Origin of the sequence: Corallococcus sp. 4LFB (assembly GCF_046520365.1) — a bacterium.
GTDB lineage: Bacteria > Myxococcota > Myxococcia > Myxococcales > Myxococcaceae > Corallococcus > Corallococcus caeni.
Map to the genome: position 1 here is coordinate 1 of NZ_JBKGHJ010000116.1, position 18,641 is coordinate 18,641.

Annotated in this window: 12 protein-coding genes and 3 pseudogenes; 6 read left to right on the forward strand and 9 right to left on the reverse strand. The window is 69.3% G+C overall.

What is annotated here, in order from left to right; genetic code table 11:
- Nucleotides 1-271: pseudogene (locus ACLEQD_RS14965) on the reverse strand (energy transducer TonB); the annotation flags it as partial.
- Between the two features lie 281 nt (nt 272-552).
- Between ACLEQD_RS14965 and ACLEQD_RS14970 the strand changes: the two are divergent.
- The 4 genes and pseudogenes from ACLEQD_RS14970 (at nt 553) to ACLEQD_RS14985 (ending at nt 4,113) form a co-directional block, all read left to right on the forward strand.
- Nucleotides 553-1,032: a hypothetical protein gene (locus ACLEQD_RS14970; RefSeq protein ID WP_410384636.1), complete on the forward strand. Its 480-nt coding sequence runs from the start codon at nt 553-555 to the stop codon at nt 1,030-1,032.
- 146 nt (nt 1,033-1,178) lie between these two features.
- Nucleotides 1,179-1,343: a hypothetical protein gene (locus ACLEQD_RS14975; protein ID WP_410384638.1), complete on the forward strand. Its 165-nt coding sequence runs from the start codon at nt 1,179-1,181 to the stop codon at nt 1,341-1,343.
- Between the two features lie 89 nt (nt 1,344-1,432).
- Nucleotides 1,433-3,489: pseudogene (locus ACLEQD_RS14980) on the forward strand (cation:proton antiporter).
- Nucleotides 3,490-3,537: 48 nt separating this feature from the next.
- Complete coding sequence (locus tag ACLEQD_RS14985; RefSeq protein ID WP_410384640.1) at nt 3,538-4,113, forward strand: hypothetical protein; 576 nt, start codon at nt 3,538-3,540, stop codon at nt 4,111-4,113.
- Between the two features lie 176 nt (nt 4,114-4,289).
- Here ACLEQD_RS14985 and ACLEQD_RS14990 read toward each other — a convergent pair.
- Nucleotides 4,290-4,796 (reverse strand): annotated as a pseudogene (locus tag ACLEQD_RS14990) (cysteine hydrolase family protein); the annotation flags it as partial.
- Between the two features lie 201 nt (nt 4,797-4,997).
- On the opposite strand from ACLEQD_RS14990, the gene ACLEQD_RS14995 reads away from it, so the two are divergent.
- Nucleotides 4,998-5,444: a phosphate-starvation-inducible PsiE family protein gene (locus ACLEQD_RS14995; protein ID WP_410384642.1), complete on the forward strand. Its 447-nt coding sequence runs from the start codon at nt 4,998-5,000 to the stop codon at nt 5,442-5,444.
- 27 nt (nt 5,445-5,471) lie between these two features.
- On the opposite strand, the gene ACLEQD_RS15000 is transcribed toward ACLEQD_RS14995, so the two are convergent.
- From ACLEQD_RS15000 to ACLEQD_RS15010, 3 genes are read right to left on the reverse strand one after another with little or no spacing between them, the layout of a single operon-like run.
- A complete protein-coding gene (locus ACLEQD_RS15000) occupies nt 5,472-6,593 on the reverse strand; it encodes a hypothetical protein (RefSeq protein ID WP_410384644.1) in 1,122 nt (373 codons plus the stop codon).
- Entirely contained in the window at nt 6,560-7,447 is an 888-nt protein-coding gene (locus ACLEQD_RS15005; protein ID WP_410384646.1) for a PQQ-dependent sugar dehydrogenase, read from the reverse strand. Before ACLEQD_RS15005 ends, ACLEQD_RS15000 begins: the two co-directional genes overlap by 34 nt.
- A 34-nt stretch (nt 7,448-7,481) precedes the next feature.
- Complete coding sequence (locus tag ACLEQD_RS15010; protein WP_410384648.1) at nt 7,482-8,477, reverse strand: WD40 repeat domain-containing protein; 996 nt, start codon at nt 8,475-8,477, stop codon at nt 7,482-7,484.
- A 190-nt stretch (nt 8,478-8,667) separates the two neighbouring features.
- On the opposite strand from ACLEQD_RS15010, the gene ACLEQD_RS15015 reads away from it, so the two are divergent.
- Nucleotides 8,668-9,321 carry an SRPBCC family protein gene (locus ACLEQD_RS15015; protein WP_410384650.1) on the forward strand — a complete coding sequence of 218 codons (654 nt, stop codon included), beginning with the start codon at nt 8,668-8,670 and terminating at the stop codon, nt 9,319-9,321.
- 194 nt (nt 9,322-9,515) lie between these two features.
- Here ACLEQD_RS15015 and ACLEQD_RS15020 read toward each other — a convergent pair whose 3' ends face one another.
- The 4 genes from ACLEQD_RS15020 to ACLEQD_RS15035 form a co-directional block, all read right to left on the reverse strand.
- A complete protein-coding gene (locus tag ACLEQD_RS15020) occupies nt 9,516-13,919 on the reverse strand; it encodes a discoidin domain-containing protein (RefSeq protein ID WP_410384652.1) in 4,404 nt (1,467 codons plus the stop codon).
- Between the two features lie 319 nt (nt 13,920-14,238).
- A complete protein-coding gene (locus ACLEQD_RS15025; protein ID WP_410384654.1) occupies nt 14,239-14,907 on the reverse strand; it encodes a putative glycoside hydrolase in 669 nt (222 codons plus the stop codon).
- The gene (locus ACLEQD_RS15030; protein ID WP_171433833.1) at nt 14,904-15,458 is read right to left on the reverse strand and encodes a hypothetical protein; all 555 of its coding nucleotides are present in this window, start codon (nt 15,456-15,458) and stop codon (nt 14,904-14,906) included. The genes ACLEQD_RS15025 and ACLEQD_RS15030 overlap by 4 nt, the downstream gene beginning before the upstream one ends.
- Before the next feature lie 13 nt (nt 15,459-15,471).
- Nucleotides 15,472-18,641, reverse strand: a 3,170-nt coding sequence (locus tag ACLEQD_RS15035) for a glycoside hydrolase family 2 TIM barrel-domain containing protein (protein WP_410384656.1), incomplete at its 5' end; no start/stop codon positions are given.

An 18,641-nucleotide genomic window follows, 5' to 3' on the forward strand; every position in this document is an offset into this window, starting at 1 on the left:
TCACGGGCTCCACGGACGCCTGCTTCAGCGCGCCACCGCCCAGCGGCGGCGGAGGCGGCGCGTACGCCATCAGCACCAGCTCCGGCTCCGGCATCACCACCGCGGGTGCCGGCCGGTGGGCCATGGTCAACCCCACGGCCAGCGCCACCACGTGCGCCGCGGTCGCTGCCAGCAGGGCCCCGCTCCAGCGGCCCCACCCACCCTCCACCGACGCGGTCGCGGACTGGAAGAGCCCCACCGGCGCCCGCACCGCATCCGCACGGGCGGTCACAGCCTGAGGCAGCGTCGGGGCAGGCCCCAATCCGTCGTCGAAGTTGAGAATGGTTCTCATTTTCTGTTGCCGAAAGGGGATATCCCCTGAGGGGTGGCAACGTCAATGTCGAGCGCCGCTGAAATCATCCCGGTGCGTCGCCGCGTGACCATTTCCAAGCCAAGGGCGCGATTTTCCGGGGTGCGCGATCCTCCGGGTGCGTATAAAGGCCTTCCGCTGACGCGGTTCTGTGTCGTCCACCGACTGTCGTATCCGGTGCGACACGCCTGGCGCCCCCACCCATGACAACGGCCCTTCCCCACACCGGGCGTGAAGCCCTCCGCGAGACCCGGTTCGCCGTGGCGGCGGTCGTGTGCGCGGCGGTGGTGGCCGCGTTCCTGGGACTGGCGGAGCCGCGGTCCAGGCTCCCCCAGGGGACCCACGCGGACGTGGCCGCGTCCCGGACCGTCGCGGCGTCGGGCAAGGCCTCCAGTCCGAAGTTGGAGTGGGAGGAAGCGGGGCTCTTGCACGGGTCCCACGTGGGCGCGCCGCGGGCGGGTCCTCGTGAGCAGGTGGACCGGGGTGGCGTCAGCCTCCGTCCTCCGACGCCCGTCGCTCCCCGGTGGGACACCCTGCGCGCGCTGCTCGCGCGCTACGACGCCCAGGTGTTGGCGCACGCCCAGGGCCTGCTTGCCCGCGCGCTGCCCTCCCGGCTCACGCCGTTGGCGGACCGTCCCCGGACGGTGAACTGCCCGGCCCAGGGTCCGCCCGTCCAGGGCTGAGCGGCTCCCCCTTCCTCGTCTTCGTTCGCGGGCCCCCGGCCTGACGCCCCGGTGTGACCTCCGGGCGCCGGGCCGGCAGGCCCTCCTTCCAACGCAACCCTTTCAGCACGCGGTGCGCCCTTCGCGGCCGCGCGAGGCCTCCTTCCATGTCTTCGTCCCCTTCCCCTGAACCCACCCCCACTCCTTCGCCGGAGCCCCAGCAGCAGGGCGGCGCCACCCACGAGCAATGGCAGGGCGCGCGCCTCTTGTGGAGCAGCCTGATGTGCCTGGTCATCATCGGCGGAGCCCTCGCCTTCGAGCGGTGCGCTTGAGCCCGCCCTAACTTCCTGTGGATCCGGCCCCGCGCACCGCGGGCGGGGCCGGGCATCGCGAGCCCCATCACCTCCAGAGGCGCCTCTCCATGCACGACGCCCACGCGTTCCTCCAAGCCCTCGCCACCGTCCTCTGTGTCGCGGCGGTCACCACGGTCCTCTTCCAGCGCCTGCGCCAGCCGGTGGTGCTGGGCTACATCCTCGCGGGCTTCATCATCGGGCCGCACGTCCCCGTGCCGTTGGTGGCGGACCCGGCCATCGTGCAGACGCTGTCGGAGCTGGGCGTCATCCTGCTGATGTTCTCCCTGGGGCTGGAGTTCAGCCTGCGGAAGCTGTTCCAGGTGGGGCCCACGGCGGGGCTCACCGCCGTCATCCAGTGCAGCGTGATGGTGTGGCTGGGGTTCATCACCGGCCGGGCCTTCGGCTGGACGATGCTGGAGAGCCTGTTCACCGGCTGCTGCATCGCCATCTCCAGCACCACCATCATCGCCAAGGCGTTCGACGAGCAGAACATCCGGGGCGCGCTGCGCGGCATCGTGGTGGGCATCCTCATCGTGGAGGACCTCATCGGCATCCTGCTGATGGCCATGCTCACCGCGGTGTCCACCGGCTCCGGCCTGTCCGCGTGGAACCTGGCGCTGACCGTGGGCAGGCTGGCGGCGTTCCTCGTGGGGCTGGTCGCCATTGGCCTGCTCGTGGTGCCGCGAGTCATGCGCGCCATCACGAAGCTCCAGCGGCCGGAGACGACGCTCGTCACCAGCGTGGGCATCTGCTTCGCCATCGCGCTCCTGGCGCAGGCGTTCGGCTACTCGGTGGCGCTGGGCGCGTTCCTGGCGGGCTCGCTGGTGGCGGAGTCCGGCGAGGGCAAGGAGATTGAACACCTGGTGCAGCCGGTGCGCGACCTGTTCGGCGCGGTGTTCTTCGTGTCGGTGGGCATGCTCATCGACCCGGCGCTCATCCGCGAGCACTGGGCGGCCATCGCGGTGCTCACCGGCGTGGTCATCGTGGGGAAGATCCTCAGCGTGTCGCTGGGCGCCTTCTTCACCGGCAACGGCACGCGCACGTCCGTGCAGGCGGGCCTGAGCCTGTCCCAGATTGGCGAGTTCTCCTTCATCATCGCGGGGCTGGGCCTGTCCTTGAAGGCCACCGGCCTGTTCCTCTACCCGGTGGCGGTGGCCGTGTCGGCCATCACCACGCTGACGACGCCGTGGCTCATCCGCGCGTCCGGCCCCATCGCCAACTGGGTGGACCGCAAGCTGCCCGCGCCGCTGCAGACGTTCGCGTCGCTGTACGGCAGCTGGGTGGAGAACCTGCGCACGTCACCGCGCCAGAAGACGGTGGGCGCGCGCGTGCGGCGCATGGCGCTCCTGATGCTGCTGGACGCGGCGTTCGTCACCGTCATCGTCATCGGCACGTCGGTGCTGCTGCCCCGCGTGACGGTGTTCATCGACGAGCGCATGGGCTGGGGCAAGACGCTGACGCCCTGGATCGTCATTGGCCTGGCCGTGGCGCTGGCCCTGCCCTTCTGCGTGGGCATCGTCCGGATGGGGCGCAGGCTGGGCGTCATCCTGGCGGAGGGCGCGCTCCCGGCGGCCGCGAACGGCAAGGTGGACCTGGCGGCGGCGCCGCGCCGGATGCTGGTGGTGGCGCTCCAGCTGGCCAGCGTCTTCATGGTGGGCGTGCCGTTGGTGGCCATCACCCAGCCCTTCCTGCCCGGCGTACCCGGCGCGGTGCTGCTGCTGGTGTCCCTGGGGGTGATGGGCTTCGCCTTCTGGAAGAGCGCCACGCACCTGCAGGGCCACATGCGCGCGGGCGCGCAGGTCATCGTGGAGGCGCTCGCGGCGCAGTCCCACGCGAAGGGCGACGACGAGGAGCCGCCGAAGGACGTGCTGCAAGGCGTGCGGCAGCTGCTGCCTGGAATTGGCGAGCCGGAGTCGGTGGCGCTCGGCGAGTCCAGCGCGGCGGTGGGCCGCACCCTGGCGGAGCTCAACCTGCGCGGCATGACGGGGCCACCGTGCTGGCCATCCGCCGGGGGCAGGCGGGCGTGCTCGTGCCCACCGCGCAGGAGGTGCTGCGCGCGGGCGACATCCTGGCGCTCGCGGGGACGCACGAGGCCATCGACGCGGCGAAGGGCGTGCTCGGCTGAAGCGGGGCACCGGATGCAATGGGAGGTGCGGCCGGCCGTAGGAAGGGCATGCCGCTCCCCTTCCGCGTCCTGGAGGTCTCCGCCATGCGCCGCCCGCTCCTGCCTGCCCTCGTCCTTGCCTGTTCGCTGGCCGTCCCCGCGCTGGCGGCGGAACCGGCCAAGAAGCCAGCCAAGACCATCTGCGTCAACGTCAAGGACGGGAGCAAGGCGGTCCAGGGCACGAACCTGGTCATCGAGCCCGGTGAGAAGGTCAAGGACGCGGTCGCGGTGGACGGGGACGTCATCGTGAAGAAGGGCGCGGTGGTGGACAACGACGTGGCCGCCATCCGGGGCCGCGTCATCCTGGAGCCCGGCGCGAAGGTGAAGGGCGACGTGGTGTCCGTTGGCGGCGAGGTGCGGGTGCCCGCGGGCGCGCGCGTCGACGGGAGCGCGACGGCGCTGGGCGGCAAGCTCCAGTTGGACCGCAAGGAGGACGTCGGCGGCGAGACGGTCGACTTCTCCCTGGTCTTCAACGGCGACGACCTGGTGAAGGAGTTCGTCGGCAAGGCGCTCGACGAGGACGCGGGGAAGTGCCACATCCTCGACGACGACGACGAGGATGACGACGACGACAAGGACGTCTGAGCCTTCCTCCGCCGTGTGAGGCGGTCCCCGTCACTTCCACTCCGACGGGGGCCGGCGCGTGGCCCGGCGGCGCGAGCGGGCTCCAGGTGCACCTCGTCGCCCCGGCGGACGCGCACCCTCAGGAAGCGCTGGAGCTGATCCAGGGCCAGGTCGTGGTCCTTGTCGCTCTCCGCGCAGCAGCAGTCGCTGAGCACGGTGATCTTGTACTCGTGCATGTGCGCGTCGTGGGCGCTGAAGAAGACGCACAGGTTGGTGGCGATGCCCGCGAGCAGCAGCTTCTTCGTGCCCAGGTGCTCCAGCAGCGGCACCAGCGACGTGGCGAAGAAGGCCGAGTGCTTGGGCTTGAGGATGAAGTAGTCGTCCGGCTGGGGCTTGAGCGCGCGGGCGACCCGCTGGCCGCGGCTGGCCTTGCGTGTGCAGTGCTTGTAGACGTCCGTGAAGCTGCTGCGCCACAGGTCGAAGTTGTCGTTGACGTAGATGACCGGGACGCCCGCCTTGCGCATGCGTTCGGCGAAGGGGCCCAGGCGCTCCACCATGCGCAGCGCCCAGGGCAGGACGTTCTCCCCGCCGGGGAACTCCAGGTCGTTGATGACGTCGATGATGAGCAGCGCGGTGTCATGCCGCCGCGCATGCGGCGTGCGAGCTGGCTTGCGGCTCCCCTGGCGCGGCTTCGCCACGTCCACCTCCCGTTGGGGCAACGCTAATCATCCCCAGGCAGGAGGCGGAGCCCCCTCTGGCGCATTGCCACCCTGGTTCACGACGCCCACCTTCGCTCCGGGGAGGAGCACGCGTGTGGACCGGGAAGGGAGCAGCGGAGCGGAGACCTGACGGACGGCGCGCTCGTCACCAGGCGTCCGGGCTCCCCAGCAGAAGGAGGACGGCCCGTGAGCACTGAAAGCACTCCCACTCCAGGGGGGAGACTGAGCCTGTTCATCAAGAAGTTCGAGCGCGCCATCGTCGTCTCGATCATCGTCATGATGATGGTGGTCCTCGCGCTCTCCACCCTGGAGCTGGGGTGGATCATCGTCAAGGACATCATCACGCCGCCCATCCTCCTGCTGGAAGTGGATGAGCTGCTGGAGATCTTCGGCTTCGTGCTCCTCATCCTCATTGGCGTGGAGTTGCTGGAGACCATCAAGGCGTACCTGCGCGACAGCGTCGTTCACGTTGAAATCGTCCTGGAGGTCGCCCTCATCGCCATCGCCCGGAAGGTCATCGTGCTCGACCTGTCGAAGTACGATGGCGTCAGCGTGCTCGCCATCGCCGGGCTCATCGTCGCGCTCGCAGGGGCGCTCTTCCTCAGGGCGGCGCGGAGCCAACTCCACCGCTGAGAGAAGGGCCCCCCTGCCAGGGACGCGTCACCGCCGGGCGCGGCGGGGCTTCCACACGAGCCCCGCGAGCAGCCACCAGCCCAGGACGCCCGGAAGCGCGGTGGCGCCACAGCCGCAACCGCCGGACTCGTCCTCCGCGCCTTCCGAGCCCGAGCCGCCGTCGTGGCCCGTGCCCGCGTCCACGAGAGTGCCCGCGTCCACGAGAGTGCCCGCGTCCACGAGAGTGCCCGCGTCCTCCACGGTCCCTGCGTCTACCTGGGTCCCCGCGTCCTCCGCGGTCCCCGCATCTTCAAGGGTCCCCGCGTCCAATTCCGCACCGCCGTCGACGCCGCCGTCACTGCCAGGCTCCTCCGGGACCTCGTCCTCCTCCGTGCGGGCCTGGACGGTGACCACGGGGAAGTCCTGCGACGGCGTGAACGTGAAGGCCGCGTGCTCGACATCCGCATCCGCGTCCTGCGCCGCGCCCAGCGTCACGAATTGCGGAACGCTCCAGTTTTCACGCGTGAAGCGAAGCGAGCCACCCTCCACCACGGACAGGTCATCCCCGCCTCCCTGTGCCTCCACCTTGACCCAGACGTCCACCATGGGCGGCATTGCCAGGGACACCATGACGATCTTGGTTTCGCCCTCCGGGATGACGAGCTCCGAGGACGACACGATCACGGCCTGACCTCCTGGCACCGGGGTGACCCGCAGGATCGCCTGGTAGTAACTCAGGATATACAAGGCTCCGTCCGGTCCCTCATTCACATCAACGAAGCCACCCCCTGGCTCACGATTGATGATGATGTCCTCCGTGGCCACGGAGCCATCCGCCGCGAACCGGATGCGATGAAGCATCCCGCGGAAGTCCGTGTACAGGTAGTTGCCGGAGTAGCTCGCGGGAAAGCGCGTCCCTCCATAGAACATACCCCCCATGACGAACTCGCCCTGAGGCCAGCGCCTGAGCCCGCCGCCTCCGCTCACCGCATCCGGCTCCGGCTGGTCCACGGTGAACGACCGCGGGGAGGGATGCCCCGTGACGTAGAATTCGCCGTTGAAGCTGGAGTCCTCCACGTCGGAGATCAGGAGCCGCGTTCCCTTGCGGTACGAATAGGACTCCAGGTAGTCGCCCATCAGCGTGAAGGTCGCGACGCCGTTCTGCCGCACCGCGCCTGTCGGCGTGAACGGATACTCGTCAAAGACACCGGGCAGGTATGAATACACAGGCGCGAGGTAGCCCGCGGGCTGGTTGTTCTCATACTTGCCCAGCCTGCGTGATCGCCCGCGCTGACGCTGAAGACCTGGAGGGCTTCCCGGCCCGAGGCATTGGCCCACAAACGCCCGGTTCCTGGCTGGAAGACCAGACCATAGAGATTGCAGAACCCCCGCGCCCAGGTGCTGTCCACGTTGGGGCCCGTCCCATCGTAGAAGGGGTTGTCGGTGGGCACGGAGCCATCCGGACGCACGCGGTGGATCTTGCCAGCAGGCTGCGTCAGGTCGTCTTCAACACGGTCGGCATGAAGGCTCCCGACCCCGAAATACAGCATGCCATCCGGACCGAAGGTCATCCCTCCTCCGTCGTAGTCGAGCGATCCCCCGGGGATGCCGTCCACGATGATGGTGCGGTTCACGCCCACGCCACCGACGTCGGTGTACCGGAAGATCTGCAGCGTGAAGCCCGGCATCGCCGCGAAGAAATAGACGTAATGGTTGTTCGCGAAGTCCGGATCGAAGGCCATGCCCAGAAGGCCTTCCTGGTTGTGGCCCTGGGTGAATGACTCGGTAATGAATGGGGTCGGCTGCACCGCCCCGTTCGCCACGACGAGGACTTTTCCAGACATCGTCGAGACGAACAGCCGGCCCGAGCCGTCCGGAACCCACGCCATCCGGGTCGCGTCTGCGACTGAGTCGATATACAGCCAGTCCTCGACCTCGAGGTCACGAGCGGTCTCGGTGGGTTGGGACTGAGCGGGAAAGGCTGTCAGCAAGAGCAGGGCAAGCCAGAAGGCAATCGATCGCATGAGAAACAGGCTAGCGTGTGCTCCCGTCTGTCTGTCAGTCTTTTCTGCCTTGGCGCCAGGGATTTGGCTTCACGCCCCAGATGCCTACCTTGCCGTCATCCATGCCCCAGGCCACGTAACGGCCATCGGGAGAGAAGTTCCCGGTGCTCCCCTGCTGGTCGTCCAGGTCTGAATAGGCGAACAGGCGCTGCCCGTCGCGGACGTCGATGACGGCGAACGCGCTCGTGTCCGGACTGGCCGCCAGCAGGGAGCCCTCCGGGTTGAACTCCAGGTGGAGGGCCATGGACGCGGGGGCCTTCAGGACTCGCGCGACCTCCAGCGCGGGCAGCGTCAGGAACAGCAGCTCCCCGGAGGAGTTCGCGGCGACCAGGTGCTCGCCTGAGGGCGTGAAGGCCACGGCCCAGATCCGCCGCGCATCGAACGCCCGGGTCGCGATGCGCCTGCCGGTCCGTGCGTCCCAGAGGATCAGGGCGGCACGGGTGTCCGCGTCCTGCTGGTCCTCGGCGGCCCCCACGGCGGCGAACGCGCCATCGGGTGAGAGCGCGCAGCCGTGGAGCTGCCCGGGGTCCTCCTTCCGCCAGACGAGCCAGCGCCGCTCCAGGTCCCAGAGCATCACGCGGCCGACGCTCGCTACGAGGAGCAGGCGCGTCCCGTCCGCGGACAGGCAGGCATGGGAGACGGAGCCGCCCGTCTCCACGGAGGACAGCCGCTGGCCGTCGGAGATGGACCACGTCTGGAGGGTGCCGCGCACCGTCACGGACAGCAGCGTCTGGGAGCCGGGCAGGAACCACGCGGCCACACAGCCGGGGACGAAGTGCGCGGCGAGCGGCTGATGCGATTCCGCGTGCAGGTCCCACCACCGCAGCGACATCCCGCCCTGCTTCTGGACGGACAGCAGGTAGCGCGACGACGCATCCCACCCCAGCCACTGCCAGCGCGAGTACGGCGACAGCTCCGCTTCGCCCAGCGTCCGGAGCAGGGACAGGTGTCTCGCGGTGTCGGAGGTCAGCGGGAGGGAGGGCGTGAGCATGGTGCGGATCCGGAGATGGCGCTTAGCTGCTCGGGCGCGGGGCTTGAAGCGGTTTCGGTGCGGGAGGGGCCGCGATGACTCGCTCCGCACGCTGCGTCAAGGAGGGCCGCTCGGAGGGGGCTTGAGTCGGGGGGAACCGGCGACCTAAGACGCTGCCTCCCCGTCCGGGGCTGCCGTTCCGAGGACCTCCATGTTCAAGAAGATTGCCATTGGCTTCGCCGCGGCGCTCCTGCTGCTCGTCGGCGTCATCGCTACCCGCCCCGATACCTTCACCGTCACGCGCACCGCCTCCGTGCCGGGCACGCCCGACATCGCGTTCGGGCTGGTCAATGACTTCCACCAGTGGAACCAGTGGTCTCCCTGGGATGCGCTCGACCCGAACATGAAGCGCACGTTTGGCGGCGCGGAGGCGGGTGTTGGCGCCACCTATGGGTGGACGGGCAATGACGACGTGGGCGAAGGCCGCATGACCATCCAGGAGGTCGCCGCCAACGAATCCGTCCGCATCAAGCTGGAGTTCATCAAGCCCTTCGCCGACACCAGCATCACCACCTTCACGTTCAAGCCCGCCAGCGACGGCACCACCGTCACCTGGACCATGACCGGCGACCACAACTTCATGAGCAAGGCGATGTGCCTCGTCATGGACATGGACAAGATGGTGGGCAAGGACTTCGAGAAGGGCCTCGCCAGCATGAAGACCGCCGCCCAGGCCGAGGCCACGAAGCGCGCCGAAGCCGAAGCCGCTCGCAAGGTCGCCGAGGCCAAGGCCGCCGAGGAGGCCGCCGCCGCTGCCGCCGCCCCCGCGGAAGGCACGCCCGCCGTCGCTGTACCCACGCCGTAGTCCCACGGCGCCCGCCTCGTGACTCCCGGCCCCTCGCGCCTCCCAGGCTCGAGGGGCCTTGTCGTTCTCACAGCCGCCAGGCGTGGGGCGTGGGCTCCCGCGACTGATCCGCGTCAGCGCGGCGGGTCGTCCTGAAATGAAAGAGGGGCGGCCATGGCTCCGGCCGCCCCTCCCCTCACTTCAAGCCTTCACGCCTACTTCGTGAAGGTGATGGGGCCCGACGACAGCGTGGTGTTGTTCGCGCCGTCCACCGCGCGGACGCGCCACGTGTGCGTCCCCGTGGCCAGCCCGTTCAGCATGGTCTGCTCCGTGCCCACGCCGTACACCTCGAACTCCCACAGCGAGTAGCCGTACGCCGTCGCGCGCTGCACGCCGCGCATGCGCACGTAGCGGCCCACGCCGGCCACCGTCCAGTCGTCGATGCCGCCGTCGCCGGTGTCCACCGTCTTCAGCGCCGTCCAGTGGGTGGAGCCGTCCAGCGACGCCTCCAGCACGTAACGGCGGCCGTACGCGGCCTCCCAGTTCAGCACGATGCGCTTGAGGGAGTAGATGGCCCCCAGGTCGACCGTGATGGAGTCGGTGTCACCCGTCGTCGCCGTGCCCACGCTGGACCAGCGCGTGGTCAGGCTGCCGTCCACCGCGTCGTTCGCGCTGCCGAACTCCACGGACGAAGCGTAGGCGTTCTTGCCCCGCGCCAGGTTCGTGCCCGCCGCCACCGGCGTGCTGCGCAGGATGGAGGGCGTGCGGTCCGTGCCGTCCACGATGAGGACGTACTCCGCCACGCCCGCGCCCACGTCCGTCGTCTGCTCCCAGATGAAGCGCGTGGACGTGCCCGGCACCGCCTGGCCCGCCGACGGCGACAGCGCCGCGAAGGCGGACGGCGGCGTCGTGTCGTTCAGCGTGAAGGTGAACGTCGCGGACTGCGTCACGCCGTTCGCCCAGTTGAACGCCTTCACGAACCAGGTGTGCGTCCCGTTCGCCAGCTTCAGCCCGTCCAGCGCCGCCGACGGCGTCCGGGTGATGGCCACCGGCATCGCGCCGCCGTCCAGATACACCTCGTAGCGCTGGATGCCCGTCTGCGGATCACTGCTCGCCGACCAGGTGAACGCCGGACGCGTGCCGGTGATGACCAGGTTGTTCGACGGCGTCAGCAGGTTGAACGCCACCGGAGCAGTCGCGTCCGTCAGGCCGAAGCCCTGGATGCCGGAGCCGTACTGGTACAGCGGGTTGCCGTACGTGGGAGGCACCGGCAGGCCCGCCGCGATCTTCTGGCGGATGGCCGCGCGCTCCGCGTCCGTCGCGCCCAGGTCGAACGGCAGGTCCCACTTCTCCAGCTGGCCGCTCTCCACGTCCGTGCCAATCTGGCTCATGCTCCGCGGCAACTGCCACGGCGTCTTGCCGCGCGGCAGCACGTCACCGAACAGCACGTCCGCCACCGCGTAGCCGCCCATGTCTCCGGGGCGGTAGGCCAGCATCAGCGCGTTGGAGATGGGGACCACGTTCGTCAGCACGTAGGGCCGGGGGCTGATGACGACCACCGTCGTGGGGATGCCCCGCGACTTGAAGCTGTTGATGACGCCGAACTGATCGCCCCACTTCGCGTCGTGCGCCGGGCCAATCGGGTCGCCCGGCAGGTACGGCTTCTCCTTGTCCCACTCCGTGCCGTGCGTGAAGTAGCTCTCGCCCACCACGACGATGGCCGCGTCCGGCGTCACGCCCGCGGGGGCATTGTCCTTGTAGACCGTGAGCCCCGCGGCCTCCGCGCGCGCCTTCACCGCCGCGTAGATGGTCGGGTCGCCGAACTCGTTGCCGTGGAAGTCCGAACGCCAGGTCACCATGCAGGACATGTCGTCCGCGCGGGGGCCCGCGATGACCAGCTTGCCGCCCGCCGGCAGGCGGATGGGCAGCGCGCCGTCGTTCTTCAAGAGCGTCATCGCCTCCTGGGAGGCGCGGCGCACCGCCGCCTTGCTGTCCGCGGTGTGCCACTGGGACGTGCCCGCCGGGCCCTGCTTGTACGGGTCCTCGAAGATGCCCAGGCGGAACTTCAGGTCCAGGATGCGGCGCACGGAGTCGTTGATGCGCGCGAGCGGCACCTCGTTCTCGAAGTTGGCCATCGCGGACGGCGTCGCGCCGCCCATCACGTCCGAGCCCGCCGTGGCGGAGCGCACCCACGAGCCCGACGGCAGCCAGTCCGAGCAGATGACGCCGTCGTACTTCAGCTGGTTGCGCAGGTAGTTGAGGATGCCCGGGTTGTCACCCGCGCCGTAGCCCTCCGGCCCCAGGAGCCAGCTGCCCGCGTAGCCCGGCATGATGCCGCTGGTGCCCGCCTCGATGGCCGCGTGCCACGGACGCATGTGGTAGTGGATGGTGGTGCCGTCGTAGGTGATGCCCGCCTCGCCGCCCGCGCCCTGGCCCGGCCAGTGCTTCGTCGTCACCCAGATGGAGGACGGATTCACCTCCGGACCGCCCTGGAGGCCCGCGATGAGCGCGCGGGTGATGCCCGCCGCCAGGTCCGCGTCCTCGCCGTTGCCCTCCTGGATGCGCGGATAGAGGACCTTGGTGTTCACCTCCGCCAGCGGCGACAGCGTGCCCCGGCTGCCGATGGCCAGCTGCTCGCGGCGCTGGATGTCACCCATCTCGAAAATGGTGTCCAGGTCGCGCGACGCGGCCAGCGCCGGCTGCGTGGGCCAGCTCGTCTTGTAGCCGTGGATGGTGTCGCCCGCGTCGATGTGCGGGATGCCCAGCCGCGTGGCTGCGGACGCCTTCTGGAACAGCGGGATGTCCGTGGGCGACAGCGGCCCCATCTGGAAGCCCGCCTCCGGGTACACCTTCGCGTCGTAGAACATCTGCAGCGCCTTCTCGCGCAGCGTCATGCGGCCCAGGAGGTCGTTCACGCGCACGGAGATGGGGTTGTGCCAGTCCTCGTACGGTTCAATCGTCCCGTTCTTGTTCAGGTCGCGCGAACCGTTGATGACGTTCACGCCGTCCGCCTGCGTCTCCACCACCGGCAGGTACACGCTGAAGTTGCCGATGTCCGAGCGCGACGTGGTGCCGCCCGACAGCGTGGCCACGACGTACCACTTGTACGTCCAGCGGTCCGGCAGGTCCTCCGTGAAGGTGAAGGACGTGCCCGTCTGCGACGCCACCTGCGTGTAGCGGTCCAGCAGGTTGCCCGCCGCCATCCAGTCGTAGTCGTTGCGGGTGAGGTTGACGTAGAGCTTGTAGTTCGTCGCGCCCGTCACCGGGGCCCACGACAGCGTGGGGCGGCGGGTCGCGGTGACCATCGTGTTGTTGGCCGGCGCGGCCAGGCGGAAGGCTCCGGCCACCGGCAGCGGGGCGGGCGCCACGTACGGGTCCGGGATGATGGTGGGGTCGCGCGGATCCGTGGGGCCATTGCCCGTGGAATAGATTTCGACGTTCCAGTCCGCGCCCTGCACCGCCAGCGCCGTGACGGACTGCCCGCGCTGCTGCACGCCGTTCACGTCCACCACCGCCAGGCGGAGGTCCGTGTTGGGCTGCGTGGGAGAGAACTGGTTCTTCGACAGCGTCACCATCGTGTTGGGCGGGAACGTGAGCTGGTAGGTGAAGGGCCCGGGCGGGTTGCGCACGGACGGCGTGGTGTTGCCCTCCTCCGGCACCGGCGTCACGGACAGCGGCGCGGGCGACACGTTGATCTTCGCGTACGCCAGCTCCGGGAAGTTCAGCTTGAGGGTCTGGTTGGTGGTCTGCGTGGGCGGCGGCGTGGTGCCTCCGGACGCGTAGACCTCGAAGGACCACAGCGAGTAGCCGTAGCCCGTGCCGCGCTCCGTGCCGCGCATGCGGAGGTAGCGGTACGTGCCGGAGACGGGAAGCTCCCGCCGGCCGATGGCGCCGTTGGTCACCGTGTTGAGCGTCGTCCAGGTGGCGTCGTCGTTGGAGCCGTCAATCGTGTACGTCTTCGCGTACGCGCCCTCCCAGTCCAGCACCACCTTGCCCACCACCTGGGACGAGCCCAGGTCCACGCGGATCCACTGCGGATCCACGCCCTGCACGGAGGCCCAGCGCGTGTTGAGGTCGCCATCGAACGCCAGGTCCGCCCGCAGGCCCACGGAGTCCGCCTCCACGCTGGACGCCGTGGCGGGCTTGTTCTTCGCCAGGTCCGTGTTCGTGGGGGGCGGCGTCGTGCCGCCCGTCTCGTAGACGGCGAGCTCCCACAGGGAATAGCCATACGCGGGCAGCGCGCGCGTGACGCCCTGCATGCGGAGGTAGCGGCCCGAGGTGCCGGCCGGCAGGGACAGGTCGTCCACCGCGCCGTCGCCGTTGTTCACCACCAGCGCGTCGGTGAAGGTCGTGTTGTTGGTGGAGACCTGGAGCTTGTACGCCGTGGCGTACGCCGCCTCCCAGGTGAGCACCACGCGCGAGATGGTGCGCGTCTGGCCCAGGTCCACGGTGATCCACTCATTCGCGGAGAAGCCGCTGGCCCAGCGGGTGCCGCCATCGCCGTCCACCGCGTACTGGCCCAGGAAGGGACCCTCGGCGGTGGAGGTATAGGTGGTCTTGTTCAGCGCGACGTTCGTCTGCGCGCGGGCGTCGGAGGCGCCCAGGAGGGACACCACCATGAGCGCCGCCGCGAAGGCCTGTAATGACCAGACACGCGGTGCTTCACGCGGACATGGGCTCGCGCCCCTGCTTGACAGTCGAGGCAAGGCTTCAGACATGGGGGGAGGACTCCTTGAGTAGGGACACCGTGACGCGCGCGTTCGCACGCACCGCCAGGACGCGCGGCGGACGCAAGGGGACTGCCCGGGTGGAGTGACTGCCGCCCTGCCCTTCCGACACCGCACGCGGGGGCGTGACGGGGACGTCAGGACAAGGCTCGGGCGTTCCGGCTGTCACACGGCGACAGCCGGCCCGCCCTCCCTGGCACTGCGTTCCTGCCTAGTCCGCGGTGAAGTACAGGTTGTCGAGCAGGAGTGACTGACCGGCCGTGCCACCCTCGGCCGCGAAGGTGAACGGTGACGAGACGTCGTTGAGCTTCAGGCCCGCCGCGACGTAGTCCGCGACCGGGATGGCCAGGTGGTGCCACTCGCCATCGTTCGCCCAGCCGTACGTCGCGAGGGCGAGCTGATAGCCCTTCTCGCTGGTGCCCGTGCCGCTGGACATGCCGACCTTCACGTTGGCGAAGGCGGCGTCGGACGACTTCATGCTGACGTGGAGCGTCTTCCAGGCGTCGAAGTTGTGCGTCTGCTTCCAGTGCACCCCGAAGCCCATCCACGGCTTGCCGTTCTGGACGATGCGGTCCGCGGACTTGCCCTCGATGTGGTCCGGATCCGACTCCACGTAGACGGTGTTCTCGTAGAGGTAGAAGTTCGAGTCGACGTTATCGAGGATGATCTCCTCGGAGCGGCCCGCCTCGTAGAAGATGCCCACCATCAGGCGGCGCTGGCCGGCTTCATACGGGAACGGCCCTGGGAGGAGGTCCGACGGCTGCGTCCCTCCGTCGGGGTCCAGGGTGTCCGGCAGCTCCTGGCCGGTGTAGTCCGCCGGGCCCGGATCCGGGCGGCAGGCGGCGAGCAGCAGCAACAGGCCCCACACCGGCTTCTTCATGGCTTCACCGCCCGGTCCGCACCACTGGAGGTCTTCACCATCACCCAGCCGCCCGCCACGGTGCCGCCCAGCTCCACGACGCCCTTGTACGCGGGCGTCACCAGCTCATAGGCGATGGTGCCGGACGCGTCGTACGTCACCGCGTCCGGGAAGTTGTCGAGCACCGACTGGTAGGCCTTCACCGCCATCTCCCGCGTCAGCGGCAGGCTGGCCTGATCCGCCTGGCCCCGCTGGTAGATGGCGGCCAGGTTGAGGGCCACGTAGTACTGCGCCTCGCCGTACGGCCCGTTCGCCAGCACCGTGGCCCACGCGTAGTAGGCCGCCACCGGGTCCGCGCCGGACTGGATCTGCCACTTCGTCTCCGTGCCCACCCCCGACATCGCGAAGGGGTTGTTCGGGTCGTCCAGCACGGAGGTGTTCGGGTAGATGCCCATGGCCGGGTCGGTGACCGTGAGGGTCATCCCGTCCAGCGACCTGCCGTAGATGATGGTCGGATCGTCGTAGCAGCCGGACAGCACGGCCACGGCGGCCAGCAGGAAACCAGTCCTCATGTTGCGTGTTCCCTCAGAGAGAAAGGATGGCATACGCGCCCACCTCGTACTCGCGACCCTTCAGGCCCTCGGTGATGCCCCGGTCGTTGAGGCCCTCCGAGTACTCATCCAGCATGCGAACCAGCCCGCGCAGGCCGAAGCGCGTGGACACCGCGCCCAGCACCGGCTTCTTCAACCCGTAGGACAGGTCCCCGCCCAGTTGCACCGGGTAGGTGAGGTTGAAGACGCGGTGGTAGTCGTAGGGACCCCAGTCGTTGAAGTGCAGCTGGGCCGCCAGCAGCAGCGTGTCGTAGAGCACCGACCCGTCCAGGCCGAAGCGGTGGATCTGCCGGCTGTCCTCACCGGAGGACTGGTTGCTGCCCACGAAGGCCGTGCCGTACAGGCGCAGGCGCTGGCTGGGGTTGCCCACCAGGCGCAGGGACGTCTCCCACTCGTCGCGGGCCACCGGCGCGCTGCCGAAGGCGATGGTGCTGCCGTCCGCGAGGATCGCGATGCCCGCGTCACGCGACGTGGGCTGGTGGCGGTAGACGATGTCCAGGCCCGCCGCGAACGGCGCGTCCTCGCGCATGTCGCGGTCCCACGACCAGAACCAGGTGCCCGGCGTCGGGTCGAAGGTGATGAGCAGCTCGCCGCCCAGCGTCTCGCGGTTGTCCAGCACGCTGAACGCGTCCGACAGCACGCTGCGCGGCCGCACGCCCGCGTAGTACTGGCCGGAGGCCGGGTCGTACGCGTCCGGGATGGTGGGGTTCGGCCCCACGAGCGGCTTCTGGTACAGGAGGTTCGGCGACACCTGGATGACGCCGAACTGCAGCGCCGCGCCCAGCTGGCCCGCGTAGTGGTTGCCGCGGCCGCTCTCGCGCAGGCTCCAGCCGGTGATGATGTTGCCCTGCTCCGGCCCGCTGTCCGCGACGAGCCCGCGGATGGAGGACTGCACCAGCCAGCGCACCGCCCCCATGTCGTAGGTGAGCCGCGCTTTCGCGCCCAGCGTGTCCAGGAACTGCACCTTGTCCTGGAGCACGTCGTAGCCGCTGTTGCGGTAGCTGGGGGCGCCCGGGTCAACGGAGCGCGTGTACGTGAACGTCTCGCCGATGCGCTGGGGCGCGGAGAGCAGGCCGCCCACGTCCAGCACCAGCTTGCCGGTGGCGTACTGGAAGTTGAGCGCCGTCCTGCGCGCGATGCGCTCGCGCACCACGGAGGCCGTGGCGGACGACGCGCCCTGCGCCAGGTCCTCCTGGTGCACCAGCGTCACGTTCACCGGGCCCACGGTGTTGCGGTACTTCGCCACCACGGAGGGGTTGGCGCCCCAGTACAGCTCCGGCCCGACGGCGATCTTCAGGCCGTCGATGGCCTTCTTGCCGCTGAACACCACGCCGAATGGCGCGTTGCCGTGGTAGATGTCCAGGTTCGGCCCGTAGTTCGCCTCGCGGTAGAGGTTGAAGAAGTCACCCTCCTCACCCCAGTGGTAGTGGCCGGTGCGGTAGTAGCCCTCCAGCGCGAAGTCCGAGCGGTCCACCTTGAACTCCGCCTGGTACAGGGCGAAGCGATCCAGCGGGGACTGCTCGCGCGCCGGGGCGCCGGGGCCCACGGGGACCTGGCCCGCGGTGGGCGTGGAGGGCGTGCCGCGGTTCTCGTAGAACAGGTTGTTGAGCCGGTTCTGCGCCACGTTGCCCACGACGTTGAACGACGCGCGGCCGTAGACGCCGCTGGTGGGCTGCAACGCCAGGTCGAAGAAGATGGACTCGGTGTGGTCCGCCGACCCCTGGTTGGGCCGCACCGTCGCGATGCTGCCGCGCGACAGCGAGCTGTCCAGCAGCAGCCGCAGGTTGGACACCCGCACCGCGCTCAGCTCCTCCGTGCGCGCCAGCGCCACCGACGACGTGTAGCCGCTGGTGAGCGCGGACGGACGGATGTTGGCGAAGAAGTCGCGGATGACGTCCGGCGTCGTGGTGGGCGCGTACGGGTCCAGCCGGAACGCGGCCTGGAGGACGTAGTAGGCCGTGCGCGGCTGGATGCCGCTGATGCCGTTGGCGTCCGGCGGGCCCAGGGCCGCGATGCCGAACCACTCCTCGTTCATGTTGTTCTGACCGGGGACGAAGTCCGCCGCGTAGCCGCCGTTGGGCCACGTCGCGGTGGTGTCGTGGATGGACAGGTTGGCTTCCTGGCCATGCTTCCACCAGCCGTCCACCCACTGGAACACGAAGCCGCCCAGCGCGGTGCCGGACAGGCCCTGGCCGTAGCCCTCCAGGTAGATCTGCTCCCACTGCGTGCGCAGGTACTCCGCCTGCGCCACGTGGTCCTCGCGGCCCGCGCGGGCGTCGTAGGCGTCCGCGCCGAACTCGGAGAAGAACACCGGCTTGTTGAGCTTGGCCTTCACCTCCGCGAACAGGTCGCGCGCGGTGGGGCCGCGGTAGACGTTCGTGCCCAGCACGTCCAGGTCCTGGCAGTGCTTGGCGATGAGGTCGATGTACTGGAGGTCGCCGTTGGCGATGGACACGGGGTGGCTCGTGTCCCGCTTCTTCACCGTGCGGGCCGCCTCGCCGTAGAGCGAATAGAGCGACTCCGCGCGCGCGGCGTCCTCGTGGCCCGGCAGGGCTTCGATTTCGAACGACGTCCAGTGCAGGCCGTAGTTGTTCTCGTTGCCCAGCAGCCACATGAGGACGCCGGGCACGTCCCGGTAGACCTCCACCTTCTCGGCGAGCGCGCCGAGGATGGCCTTGCGGTGCTCCGGGTTCGAGTAGTCGATGTTGACGACCATGACCCCGTTCACCGGGTGGCCATAGCGTCCCATCAGCGGGTTGAGCATCGTGTAGATGCCGTAGTTCCGGTAGATGTACTCGACCCAGACGGGCGGGATGTCGTCGAACTGGCGGATGGCGTTGATGCCCGCGTCGCGGAGCATCCCCATCTCCTTCGCCAGCACCTGCTTGATGAAGTCCTCCGGCTGCGTCCAGAGCGAGTACCGGTAGTTCTCACCGATGGGCGTGTAGCCCCAGTTCACGCCGTGGATGGGGAAGTCCCTGCCGTCCACCTGGAGCTTGAAGCCGCGCTCGTCGTGGATGACCCGCGTCACCGTCGTGCGCTTCGCGTCCGAAGGCGCGGAGGCCTGGGGCGCGGGAGCCGCGGGCGTCACCGGAACCGCCGGAGCCGGCGGCACTTCCGGAGCCTGCTGCTCGGGCGTCGCGG